We start from the raw sequence: 12,314 nt of genomic DNA on the forward strand, positions 1-12,314 counted from the left end.
ATTTCTATGTGGACTGAAACACTGGAGGTCCAAGGGCCTTACAATTTCGACCTTGTTCTTGACCGGTTGCAATTGGATCCTCTTCATGTAGTCGACACCAACAACCGCGTGATTAAAGTACCACTTTATATAGAAAAAAAGCCTGTTGTCATAACTGTCCAAAGTAAGGGAAGCACTGACAAACCGGTTTTTGTTGTAAACGGTGGGCCGGATTCTTCGGAACATCAAGCCATCGAAAAGCTAAAAAAGATTTTTCATTGGCATAAGCCGCTAAGCGAAATATCATCCCATTTCAAAGACACTGACTTGAAGGATATTTTTGAAAAGCATCATGGAACGGCGATTGTATTGGACTTTGATTATTATGACTGCTTAGTCAAAAGCATCATCCATCAGCAGTTAAACCTGGCTTTTGCCTACAAGCTGACAGAACGCTTTGTAAAAACGTTCGGATTCGAAGTAGACGGAGTTTGGTTTTATCCTACACCGGAGCAGACGGCGGCATTGGCAGTAGAACAGCTGAGGGAAATCCAATTCAGCACAAGAAAAGCGGAATATATTATCGGGCTCTCGAAAGAGATTGTAGAAGGAAAGCTTGATTTAAACGAGCTTGCGATGAAATCGGATCAAGAGATTATCGATAGGCTGGTTGAAATTAGAGGAATTGGAAAGTGGACGGCGGAAAGCTTCCTTTTATTCGGAGTCGGCCGGCCGAATCTGTTTCCGAAAGCGGATATCGGCATTCAAAAAGCAGTGCAAAAATTATACGGGCTTCCACAAAAGCCGACACAAGAAGAAATGGAGACATATAGCAAAGGCTGGGCTCCATTCTTAAGCTATGCTTCTTTTTACTTGTGGAGAAGCATTGAAAAACGGAGTGAAAAAGATGGCAAATCACCAAGATACGAAGCTTGAATTGAAGCAAACCTTCCCTTTGACAATAAAACGCCTCGGCATTAATGGGGAGGGCGTCGGCTACTTTAAAAAGAAAGTAGTATTCGTCCCAGGGGCACTGCCCGGAGAAGAAATTGTCGCCGAAGCAACGAAAGTCGAACCGAAATTCTCGGAAGCCAGAATAAAAAAAATCAGAAAGCCATCACCACATCGCGTTAAACCGCCATGTCCGGTTTTCGAAGAATGCGGTGGCTGCCAGCTCCAGCATTTGCGATACAGCCAGCAGCTGATTGAAAAACGTGATATCGTGATTCAATCGATGGAACGTTATACCCGTATCCCGCTTGAGCCACATCAAGTGAAAGAAACGATCGGTATGGAAAATCCGTGGAACTACCGCAATAAAAGCCAGTTTCAGGTCGGCCTGAAAGACGGCGAAGTAATTGCGGGATTATATGGATTGAACTCGCATCGCTTAATTGACCTGCCTAACTGCATGGTGCAGCATCCCGCCAGCAACACGGCGACATCGGTTATAAAGCGGATTTTAAAGGATCTGAACATTTCTATCTATAATGAAAAAAAGAAAAAAGGGATAGTGCGCACAGTTATCACGCGGGTCGGTTTTCAAACAGGCGAAGTCCAGGTTGTAATTGTTACTAGTACGGACGAGCTTCCGAAAAAAGATTTGATTATTAAAGCAATAACAGAACAGCTTCCGGAAGTAAAATCCATCGTGCAAAATGTGAATAATAAAAATACATCCCTTATTTTCGGCGAAAAAACCGTCCATTTAGCTGGTGAACAAGTCATAAATGAAACATTGGGCGACCTTTCCTATGAATTGTCAGCACGTACTTTCTTTCAATTGAATCCGGTCCAAACGGTAAAGCTGTATGATGAAGTCAAAAAAGCGGCCGCATTGACAGGAAAGGAAAGGGTAGTGGACGCCTATTGCGGCGTAGGTACCATCGGGCTATGGCTGTCAGAAGGGGCAAAAGAAGTACGCGGCATGGATGTCATCAAAGAATCAATCAAAGATGCACGTAAAAATGCAGAACGCCACAACCGAAAAAACGTAAAATACGAAGTCGGCAAAGCTGAGCAAATCCTCCCCAAATGGATCAAGGAAGGCTGGAGGCCTGACGTGCTCGTCGTCGACCCGCCAAGAACCGGCTGTGATGACGCCCTTCTTCAAACGATATTAAAAGTAAAACCTAAAAAAGTAGTATATGTCTCATGCAATCCTTCAACGCTTGCAAAGGACCTGCAGACATTAAGCAAGCTGTACAAAGTAGAATACATGCAGCCGGTGGATATGTTTCCGCAGACCTCGCATGTGGAAGTGATAGTGAAGCTTGTTTTGAAAGGTACAGACGAATAAACTGTACCTAACGTTTGAAGCCTCAAGGTGTAAGGTTGTAGTGGATGACAATCTTCTCTTTCTCAAATACTTCGATCTTTTCAATGAGTCGTTGAAGAACCGGTTTAATAAATTGCTGGTCGCTCATGTCGAGACTGAAGAAGCTGTTGGCGATTTTTTTGAAGACCTGGATATTCTTATCTTGGTCTTTTTTTGTCTAATGCAGTTCTATTTTTCGATTAGCTAATACCAATTGCTGTTCAGAAAGCGATTGGTTCTTCTCTTTGAACTGTTCGCTTGTGATGACCTTTTCTGCATGAAGAGAGAGAAGGCTATTAAATTGTTGATTAAGCTTCTCAGACTGCTTCTCCAAGTTTTTTATCTCAGTTAGTATTGTTAGGAGATATCATGTAAATAGTACCTGCATCTTTTCCCTATCTTAATATAAAGATTTCTTAAAATTAACAGTAGAACTCTAATAAATAAGAAAATGATTTACCTTACACAAATATTACACATTGCCACTGAAAAACTTATTAAATCAGTACTTTAACCATTAAAGGCTCAGAGATTATTCTGAGCTATATATTCTCCAAATGTTAATAGTTTTCATTCTCAGCTTTTTCCTATAATTCCTGGAGAATAGTGATTACTATTTTACTTAATGGTCTTAATCGTTCGTTTTCATAATAATAAAATTGTGTATGTTAAGTATTGTAATCCTATTGGACAAAAAGTTGTTAAAGATTAAGAAAAAATCCAATTAATAGGGATATTTAGAGGGAATTGGTGGTGCATGTAATAGTCACGAGAAATCGTCACATTGAACAAAAGGGCTACGGCAATTTTTATAATACTGGTACAGGAGAAAAACTATTATGGGTGATATAAATTATCAAAATGTCTCCAGCTAACATTGATGATTTATTTCTGGTTAGATGTAAAGCGGAAAGAACAACTAGTATATTAAAAGATTTTGGTTACGAGGATACATACAGAGAATTTATTAAACTGAAGGTACTCGAGTTAAATGAGAATGGGTGAAAGCCTAGACTTTATAGTGCTAACGCATGTAGGTTGCCTGAATACTCATAGTAAGGGTTTTAATGTACAACCGATAAACTAAGACAAAGCACAGCAATTTGAATAAACAGGAATTCGAGTAAGAATTATCAAGTTAGATTTGGATCTTAATTTGCGATTAATATATATCAATTTTTTATTGACGTAAGAATATATCGCATGTTATATTTTTGTTGAATTAATCAGATAATTCTAAAAAATATAGTAAAAAAAACTAAATTCTGTTTGATTAATATAGACAAATTTTTTGATTAAAATTGTCTTATATTATTCGGATGTTTTTGAAATAAAGGTGGTGAATTAAGATTAAGACCATTTGGTGAAAGCTGGTTTAACCTATGCAACAAATTGAAAGCGCTTTAATGGTGCTTATAGGCTTCTAGGTTTGAAAATCAAGTTCATCAAACTTTTGCTAAAACTACCTCAAAAGATGATGCTGAGATAAAAATAAATTGAAAGAATAAAAGAAAGCGTTTACTTAAGGTTTTAACAAAGAGAAATGAGTTGTACCCTTTTCTCAACTAGTCACAAAGGCTGGTGAGGTGTGTGGGCTTAAAGTGTCTCAATAAAACCGAAAATTTAGATTTATTAAACAACTTAAAAACATTTATTCTGTTGGATTTTTCGGCACTTAGAAGAAATGGACCATATACAGAAAAAGAGGACCTGACTTTGCAAAAGAGTAAACAACAATTTTTGTGTAAGTAAACCTATCTCATCACTAAGTTTTCGCTGTCCGAAGGAAGAGTTATTAGCAAATAAATTTATACATTGAAAAATGGTAGCCAATGGTTATTTTGCTATTCGGTAAGGTAATAGGGGGGAATAAAATGTCTGCAATCTTGGCAAAAACGCGATTTGGTATGGTGGAAGGTATAAGAGAAGGAGAGGTTAGCATTTGGAAAGGTATACCTTATGCATTTCCACCCATCAACTCTCTCCGTTTTCGTCCACCAGAAGAACCAGAATCATGGGCAGAGGTGAAGGAAGCCAAAGAGTTTGGTCCAGCAGCATTTCAATCAGAGAGCCCAGCTATGAAGTTTTTGGGTGATTCACCAGCGAATATAAATGAGGATTGCTTATATCTCAATATTTGGTCCCCAGGTGCAGATAATAAAAGGCGGCCTGTTATGGTCTGGATTCATGGGGGTTCATTTATGTATGGTTCTGGTTCAAGCTATTTGTATGACGGGAAATCATTTGCGGAACAAGGAGATGTGGTTATAGTCACGCTCAATTATCGCCTAGGTGTTTTTGGATTTCTTCATTTAAGTGATATTGCGGGTGAAGCATATCGAGGTTCAGGTAATTGCGGACTTCTCGATCAAGTGGCTGCATTAAAATGGGTCAAAGAAAATATAGAAGCGTTTGGCGGAGATCCGAATAACGTCACCATTTTTGGTGAATCAGCTGGAGCTGTCAGTGTTGGTAACCTTTTATCCATGCGAATTGCAAAAGGGCTTTTTCATAAAGCCATCCTGCAAAGCGGGACTGCCAGATGTATGGTATCAGTTGAAAAAGCAAATGAAATGACTAAGCAACTTCTCTCTGAACTTCAGGTGGATCCAGAAGACCTGTCAGCATTAGAAAGCATTCCTGCAGAAACGATTTTAAAGGCCATTCAAATTTTTCCACGAACGGCATTCGGCCCTGTTGGAGACGGCATAATTATTTCCGACCAACCAGAAAAAGTGCTGGACGAAGGCTTTGCAAACGATATTCCTGTATTAGTCGGTACTAATATGGATGAATCACTACTTTTTACTCATTTCGATCCCATGTGGGAACAAATGGATCAAAGTAAGTTAAAGAATATTTTTGAACTTTCATTTGAGCCTTTTTGGAAGAATGTTTCCCAATATGTAATCCAAGATCATGAGTTAACTAAAACACTCTTTGAAGAGGCAATGAGCCACTATGTTTTTACAATACCAGCCATTTTATTTAGTGAAAGTCAAGCAAAGCATAGTGCGCCTGTTTGGATGTACCGATTTGACTATGAAAGTAAGGTATTTGATGGAGCATTAAAGGCTTTTCATGCACTTGAAATTCCTTTTGTTTGGAATAATCTGTCTCATCCAGAAACGGCAAATATGACAGGAAATGATCCTCATCGTTATAAACTAGCCGAACAGATGCATCGAGCATGGATTGCTTTCGCGCATCATGGTGATCCGAATATAACGGAATTACCTGATTGGCCAAAATACGATTTGGAAAACAGGGCTACCATGCTTTTTAATACGAAAAATGAGGTTGAAAATGATCCTGATAGTCAAAAACGTTTGGGTTGGGAACAAGTCTTTCAAAATAAAAAATAAAAAAAGGGGGAAATACGATGCCAAAACTAAAGAAAAGTTTTCAAACCATCCTGCTGCTTTTAGTTGCTTTGACGATGGTAATGGCAGGGTGTAGTAGCAATTCTAAAAGTTCAACCTCTGAAGGAAATACGAAATCGGACAATGAAGCACAAGGGCAACCTCAAAAAGGTGGAGAAATAAAAATTGCCTATGGTGTAGATATTACGAACTTTGACCCAATCAAGGGTACTACAGGTAATGACCATGCTCTATTATGGCCAGTATATGAAACATTGGTTAAATTCACTCCAGATATGAAACCTGAACCAGGGATAGCTGAATCTTGGGAATTTCCAGATGACAAGACAATGGTTCTTCATCTAAGAAAAGGTGTCACCTTCCATGACGGAACACCATTTAATGCAGAAGCAGTAAAATTTAACATTGAACGCGTTAATTCAAAGGATTCACAAATTAGTGATTTAAAGAGTATCGAAAGTGTTGAGGTTGTAGACGAAACAACGGTGAAGCTTCATTTGTCAAAGCCTGATTCATCGATCTTGTTAGCTTTATCTGATCGCGGTGGGATGATGGTTTCTCCAACAGCAGTGAATAAATATGGTGCAGATTATTCGCAGCATCCAGTTGGAGCCGGCCCGTTCGAAGTAACAAATCATATTCCAAATGGACAAATTGATTATGCTGCATTTAAGAATTACTGGAAAAAGGAACAGATTTATCTTGATAAAATGACAGTCAAAATTATTCCAGATGCCAATTCACAAATCAATGCCTTGAAATCTAATCAAGTTGATTTTGTTCCGGGGATTGCAGCACAAAATGTTTCTTCGTTAAAGAATAATCCTAATATTGTCGTAAGTAACGAAAACACTTTAGGTTTAGGTATGCTTTATCTCAAAACAAATGTCGAACCGTTTAATAACAAGGCGGTCAGGTTAGCAGTATTGCATGGAATTGATCGTCAGCAATTGATTGATGCTATTAACTTTGGCCAAGGGGAAGTTGCAGCGCAGCCATTCCCTAAAGGTTATTGGGCACATAATGACAGTATCAACATAAAGTATGACCCTGAGAAATCAAAGCAGCTGTTGAAGGATGCTGGTCTTAACGATGTTTCTTTCACATTAGTAACCTACCCAATTGATTGGTGGACAAGATTAGCCAATGCGATTAAAGGACAACTGGAAAAAGTGGGAATAACCGTAAAGATTGAAACATTAGAAGCAAACGCAGCTGTACAGAAGTTTATGACTGATAAGGAGGCAGATGCACTGACAGGCAATTGGTCAGGGCGACCTGATCCACAAATGACCATTAATAGTCTTTACTCAAAAGATAGCTTCTATAATCCAGGTAAAATTTCTACTCCAGATGCTGAATCACTTATTTTAGAGGCAGCTGCCACCTATGATCAGGAAAAACGTGCAGAGCTGTTTGGGAAAATCGTTAACGAGGCTATCGTACAAGAAGGATTCTCCATACCACTATTTACTACACCGGCCATACAAGCTATGAACAAGAAAATAAAAGGCTTTCAGCCGAACTTGCTAGGAAAGCCAATCTTCTCAACGCTTTGGGTAAATCAAAAATAATTTAAATGGTGAAGTGGGATTCCGATCCTGCTTCACTCTCTTTTTAAAGGAGGGTAATCATGTTTTTGAAATTCCTGCTACGACGCTTGCTTTATGTCATCCCGATGCTGCTCATCACGACCCTTATTGTCTTTTCTTTAATTCTATTAATTCCAGGTGATCCTGTTTTGGCAATGCTTGGTGATAGTGCTACACATGAAAAAGTTGAGGAATTGCGCCGCCAATTAGGACTTGATCAACCTGTGATGCTTCAATATTTTCATTGGTTAAATAATGCGATTCATGGGGATTTAGGAAGATCCATCTTTACAGGACAACTTGTTGATGAAGCCTTAATGCAGACCCTTTTTGTTACGATGCAGTTAGTTGTGGTTGGGATGATTTTTTCCATTGTTGGCGGGTTGTTTTTTGCCATTACATCCATTTACTTTCCAAACAGCTGGATGGATTATGTAGCACGCTTTTTCGGAACTTTAGGTACAGCGATACCAAACTTCTTAGTTGCAATGGTACTGATTATATTTTTTAGTTTAAAGCTTAATTGGGTTCCAGCGACTGGGTTTACAAGCATTGTACATGAGCCGGTATCCTTTTTACAACAGATCATCCTGCCGGGGTTTTCACTAAGTTTAGCTGGGATTGCCGTCATTACACGACATTTGCGCTCCTCCTTAATGGAAACGATGGATGCAGACTATGTTCGTACTGCCTATTCCAAAGGTGTAAGCCGCTATCAGGCTATTTTTAAACACAGCCTTCAAAACGCCATGCTACCTGTTGTAACGACCATTGGTCTGTTATTTGGAACGATGTTGGGAGCGACTGTTGTTGTTGAAACTATTTTTGCTATTCCAGGCATGGGGCAGCTTGTTGTTAATGCGATTGGACAGCGTGACTTCACAATCGTGCAGGGTGTTGTACTGGTCATGATTGTGATGGTTATTGTCATTAACTTTATTACAGATATTGTTTATGCCTTATTAGATCCACGAATCGAATATTAGAGAGGAACTTGAGAAAATGAGTTTCAAAACAATTTTCAAACGGTTAATGGCAGAAAGACTTGCCTTTATCAGTTTTATATTTCTCGGCATTCTCGTCATCATTGCACTACTAGCTCCTTATATTGTACCTTATGAACCTTTCAAGCAAGATTTAACGAAAGTCATGTCTCCTCCAAGTACCGAGCATTGGCTGGGTACCGATGGGTTAGGATCGGATATTTTCAGTCAACTGCTAATGGGTTCGCAGACTGCGATTAAGGCAGCCTTGTTTGCCATAATGATTCCACTCTTTATAGGGGTACCTTTAGGGATTTTGAGCGGTTATTTTGGCGGTATTATTGATGATATTTTTATGCGAATCGTGGATGGAATCATTGCCATTCCCGCAATCATCCTTGCCTTAGGAATCACAAGTGCCTTAGGCGTCAATCTCATGAATGCCATGATGGCGATTGGGATTATCTTTACCCCGCAATTTGCGAGACTTGCTAGAGGTCAAACTCTGCAAGTACGTTCAGAACCTTATGTTGAGGCGGCAAAAATATCCGGCGCGGGATCTGTTTGGATTATGGTTAGACATATTATTCCAAATATTTCTCCTCCAATCGTTGTTCAAGCTTCATTTAATCTTAGTATTGCGATTCTGATTGAAACCACTCTTAGCTTTCTTGGCATGGGTGCCCAACAGCCTGAAGTCAGCTGGGGGAATTTGATCCAGCAAGGCTACAGTATGATTGACATGTATCCATGGATGATGGTTTATCCTGGGATTGCCATCCTGCTTACAATCCTAGCTGGGAACTTTCTCGGCGATGGGCTGAGGGTAGCGCTTGATCCAAAACAAAGAAAATCTTAAAAATGGGGGGAGACCATTTGAATACAGAAACATTACTAAAAGTGAATCATTTAAAAGCTTACATCCCGTCATCAAAAGGTGAGATTAAGCCTGTCAATGATATTTCTTTTTCAATTAAGAAAGGTGAGATTGTAGCCTTAGTTGGTGAATCAGGAAGTGGAAAAAGTGTTTCTTCTCTTTCCATCATGGGATTGAATGCTGGTGCCATCAAATACCGTCCGGATAGTTCTATACTGTTTGAAGGCCAAGATTTATTGAAATTAAAAGAGAAGGAATTAAGAAAAATACGTGGAAATGACATTGCGATGATTTTCCAGGATCCAATGTCTTCCCTAAACCCAGTCCATCCGATTGGCAGACAAATTGCAGAATCGATCGTCCTACATAAAAAAGTAAGTTATAAGGAAGCGAAAAAAACAGCCCTGGATTTGCTGAATAAAGTTGGTATTCCTGATGCAGAAAGACGTCTTAATGATTACCCCCATCAATTATCCGGAGGGATGAGGCAAAGAGCGATGATTGCCATTGCCCTTGCCTGTAATCCGAAACTACTCATCGCTGATGAACCAACAACAGCCCTTGACGTTACCATTCAGTCACAAATCTTAAATCTATTAAGAGATTTACAGAAGGAATTTGGTATTTCTATTCTATTAATTACTCATGATCTCGGTGTTGTAGCCGAAACCGCTGACCGCGTTCTTGTCATGTATTGCGGACAAATTGTCGAAGAAGGTACTGTAGAAGAAATCTTTGAAAACCCCCAGCATCCTTATACAAAGGGGCTTATGGATAGTATTCCATCATTATATGGACCCTCAAAGGAAATATTGGATGCTATACCAGGGGTTGTGCCCAATCCTCTTGAACTGCCAAACGGGTGTAATTTCGTGACACGCTGTGCCTTTGCAACGGAAAAATGTTACGAGGTCTCTCCTGTATTGGAGAAACACTCTTCAGGGACTCGAGTCTCCTGTTGGAATCCACTGACCAAGGAGGCGTTGAGCGAAAATGACAGAGAATCAGCCGTTATTGTCACTTAAAGGCATCAAAAAACACTTTCCAGTTGGAAGCGGTCTTTTTGGTAAGAAAAATCAGTTTGTAAAAGCTGTGGATGGTGTCGATCTTAATATTTATCCCGGTGAAACGGTGGGTTTGGTTGGAGAGTCTGGCTGTGGGAAATCAACAATTGGTAGAATGGTTGTTGGGCTAACAAATCCGACAGATGGGCACATCTATTTTGAAGGAAAAAAACTATCTGATTATAAAAGCAAAAAAGAATTGGGTAAGAATCTACAGATGATTTTCCAAGATTCCTATTCTTCACTTGATCCCAGAATGACGATTGCAGATATTATGGCTGAGCCTCTTGTTCTTCATAAAGTTGGAACAAAAAAAGAAAGAAGAAAAAGGGTGGATGAACTGCTTGAAAGAGTAGGGCTGGCCTCCTATCACGGCAGCAGGTATCCGATTGAATTTTCAGGGGGACAAAGACAAAGAATCGGGATTGCGCGTGCCCTTGCCTTACAGCCAAAATTAATTGTCTGTGATGAGCCCGTTTCGGCATTAGACGTTTCCATTCAAGCCCAAATCTTAAATCTGTTAAAAGAAATTCAAAAAGATATGGGCCTATCCTATCTATTTATCGCCCACGGGATTCAAGCAGTTAAGCACATCAGTGATAAGATTGCAGTCATGTACTTAGGTAAAATTTCAGAATTCGCAGAGAAAGAGGAACTGTTTGAAAACCCTCATCATCCTTATACAAAGGCATTATTATCTGCTGTACCTTTACCTGATCCAAAGCTTCGGGATAGAGAGCGGATTCTCCTAAAAGGAGACTTGCCAAGCCCTGCAAACCCTCCGACAGGCTGTCGTTTCCATACACGTTGTCCTGTCGCAATGGAAAAATGTAAGAGCATGGATCCAAGTCTAGTCCCAACCTCAAAAGAGAGTATGACAGCTTGCTTGTTATTTGAAGATGAAATGCCAGCTGCAAATAAGATGATTATGTAACCTTTTGGTTGTTATCTTTAATCAAAGATAAAAATAGCATGGTTACCGCAACTAAATAACCATGCTATTTATCGAAGTACCCGGCAAAGGCCATGGAAAAGGGGGGTAATGGTTTGTCAGAAAATAATATTTTTGAAGGAATACGGGTAATTGATGCTTCTACAGTCCTGGCTGGCCCTTTGATAGCCAACTTGCTTGGTGACTTCGGAGCTGAAGTGATTAAGATTGAACAACCAAGTAAAGTGGATCAAACCCGCAGCTTTGGAGAAGGGACATGGAAGGTTACAAATAGAAACAAGAAAGCGATTACGTTAGTTTTTAACAATGAGAAAGGCATGCAGCTATATTATCAACAAGTCTCAAAGGGCTGATTTGGTAATTACAAATTACAGGCCTGAAACGTTAAAAAAATGGAAAATTGATTACTCTGATTTAGTGAAAATGAAAGAAAATCTTGTCATGATTCATTTCTCGGCATTTGGGACAAATGGCCCATACTCAGAAAAAACGGGATTTGCCAGGGTAGCTGAATCGTTCTCAGGATTAACCTATATGACGGGTTACCCAGATCGGAAACCCATTTTTTCAGGTTATCCAATCGCAGACGCATTGGCAGGGGTTTATGGAGCATTTTCTGTCATATTAGCGCTTTATCACTTTAAGCAGACGGGAGAAGGTCAACTAGTAGATCTATCATTATATGAACCTCTGATAAGAATTATGGAGAACTACATTATGAGCTGGAAGGAAAAATGCCTGAGCGAAAGGGTACTTATAACCCCGTTGTTGCTTCACATGATCTATATGATACAAAAGATCATAAGTGGATTGTCATTCCTGCATCTACACAAAATATTTCGAAAGATTAGTGACCGCTATCGGACATCCAGAATTAGTGAAAGATCCAAGATTTCTTACCAATCAATTAAGAGTAAGAAATCCGATGAATTAGACGAATATTTCATTTCTTTCTTTTCTGAACACACACTTGAACATTCACGTGAAATAATGGAAAAGCACGGAGTTGCTTATTCTCCAGTAAATTCGGTTGCAGACCTTTTTAATGATCCGCATTTCAAGACAGAGAGATTATTATTTCCGTTGTTGATTATGCACTAAATAAGGAAATAAAAATGCAAGGGATCGTACCCAAGTTTTCAAAGACACCAGGTCAAGTCAAATGGG

General features: G+C 39.4%; 11 protein-coding genes. 10 read left to right on the forward strand and 1 reads right to left on the reverse strand.

Features of this window, described 5'->3' with window-relative positions; all coding sequences use genetic code 11:
• The first annotated feature begins 6 nt into the window (after nucleotides 1-6).
• The gene (locus tag D0466_RS13395) at nucleotides 7-915 is read left to right on the forward strand and encodes a DNA-3-methyladenine glycosylase family protein (protein ID WP_117323066.1); all 909 of its coding nucleotides are present in this window, start codon (nucleotides 7-9) and stop codon (nucleotides 913-915) included.
• Nucleotides 887-2,278, forward strand: coding sequence for a 23S rRNA (uracil(1939)-C(5))-methyltransferase RlmD (gene rlmD / locus D0466_RS13400; protein WP_117323067.1), 1,392 nt, complete (start codon nucleotides 887-889; stop codon nucleotides 2,276-2,278). Before D0466_RS13395 ends, rlmD begins: the two co-directional genes overlap by 29 nt.
• Before the next feature lie 196 nt (nucleotides 2,279-2,474).
• Here rlmD and D0466_RS22235 read toward each other — a convergent pair whose 3' ends face one another.
• On the reverse strand, nucleotides 2,475-2,630 hold the full coding sequence (locus tag D0466_RS22235) for a hypothetical protein (protein WP_158555906.1): 156 nt from the start codon (nucleotides 2,628-2,630) through the stop codon (nucleotides 2,475-2,477).
• Nucleotides 2,631-4,170: 1,540 nt separating this feature from the next.
• Here D0466_RS22235 and D0466_RS13405 point away from each other — a divergent pair.
• From D0466_RS13405 to D0466_RS13440, 8 genes are all read left to right on the forward strand, one after another.
• Nucleotides 4,171-5,661, forward strand: a complete 1,491-nt coding sequence (locus D0466_RS13405; RefSeq protein ID WP_117323068.1) for a carboxylesterase/lipase family protein — start codon at nucleotides 4,171-4,173, stop codon at nucleotides 5,659-5,661.
• A 17-nt stretch (nucleotides 5,662-5,678) separates the two neighbouring features.
• Complete coding sequence (locus tag D0466_RS13410) at nucleotides 5,679-7,253, forward strand: ABC transporter substrate-binding protein (RefSeq protein ID WP_117323069.1); 1,575 nt, start codon at nucleotides 5,679-5,681, stop codon at nucleotides 7,251-7,253.
• A 59-nt stretch (nucleotides 7,254-7,312) separates the two neighbouring features.
• The gene (locus tag D0466_RS13415) at nucleotides 7,313-8,257 is read left to right on the forward strand and encodes an ABC transporter permease (protein ID WP_117323070.1); all 945 of its coding nucleotides are present in this window, start codon (nucleotides 7,313-7,315) and stop codon (nucleotides 8,255-8,257) included.
• Between the two features lie 16 nt (nucleotides 8,258-8,273).
• A complete protein-coding gene (locus tag D0466_RS13420; protein WP_117323071.1) occupies nucleotides 8,274-9,113 on the forward strand; it encodes an ABC transporter permease in 840 nt (279 codons plus the stop codon).
• Nucleotides 9,114-9,130: 17 nt separating this feature from the next.
• Nucleotides 9,131-10,156, forward strand: coding sequence for an ABC transporter ATP-binding protein (locus tag D0466_RS13425; protein WP_117323072.1), 1,026 nt, complete (start codon nucleotides 9,131-9,133; stop codon nucleotides 10,154-10,156).
• Nucleotides 10,125-11,129 carry an ABC transporter ATP-binding protein gene (locus tag D0466_RS13430; RefSeq protein WP_117323073.1) on the forward strand — a complete coding sequence of 335 codons (1,005 nt, stop codon included), beginning with the start codon at nucleotides 10,125-10,127 and terminating at the stop codon, nucleotides 11,127-11,129. The genes D0466_RS13425 and D0466_RS13430 overlap by 32 nt, the downstream gene beginning before the upstream one ends.
• Nucleotides 11,130-11,242: 113 nt before the next feature.
• Nucleotides 11,243-11,500, forward strand: coding sequence for a CoA transferase (locus D0466_RS23325; protein WP_158555907.1), 258 nt, complete (start codon nucleotides 11,243-11,245; stop codon nucleotides 11,498-11,500).
• On the forward strand, nucleotides 11,454-12,248 hold the full coding sequence (locus D0466_RS13440) for a CoA transferase (RefSeq protein ID WP_117323075.1): 795 nt from the start codon (nucleotides 11,454-11,456) through the stop codon (nucleotides 12,246-12,248). Before D0466_RS23325 ends, D0466_RS13440 begins: the two co-directional genes overlap by 47 nt.
• Nucleotides 12,249-12,314: the final 66 nt, after the last annotated feature.

The organism is Peribacillus glennii (assembly GCF_003429105.1).
Taxonomy (GTDB): Bacteria; Bacillota; Bacilli; order Bacillales; family DSM-1321; genus Peribacillus; species Peribacillus glennii.

What these genes read in the sequence shown, in the direction of transcription:
- rlmD (WP_117323067.1), top strand. Translation starts at nt 887, where the DNA reads ATGGCAAATCACCAAGATACGAAGCTTGAATTGAAGCAAACCTTCCCT.
- D0466_RS13420 (WP_117323071.1), top strand. Translation starts at nt 8,274, where the DNA reads ATGAGTTTCAAAACAATTTTCAAACGGTTAATGGCAGAAAGACTTGCC.
- D0466_RS13410 (WP_117323069.1), top strand. Translation starts at nt 5,679, where the DNA reads ATGCCAAAACTAAAGAAAAGTTTTCAAACCATCCTGCTGCTTTTAGTT.
- D0466_RS13395 (WP_117323066.1), top strand. Translation starts at nt 7, where the DNA reads ATGTGGACTGAAACACTGGAGGTCCAAGGGCCTTACAATTTCGACCTT.
- D0466_RS13430 (WP_117323073.1), top strand. Translation starts at nt 10,125, where the DNA reads ATGACAGAGAATCAGCCGTTATTGTCACTTAAAGGCATCAAAAAACAC.
- D0466_RS13440 (WP_117323075.1), top strand. Translation starts at nt 11,454, where the DNA reads ATGAGAAAGGCATGCAGCTATATTATCAACAAGTCTCAAAGGGCTGAT.
- D0466_RS13405 (WP_117323068.1), top strand. Translation starts at nt 4,171, where the DNA reads ATGTCTGCAATCTTGGCAAAAACGCGATTTGGTATGGTGGAAGGTATA.
- D0466_RS13415 (WP_117323070.1), top strand. Translation starts at nt 7,313, where the DNA reads ATGTTTTTGAAATTCCTGCTACGACGCTTGCTTTATGTCATCCCGATG.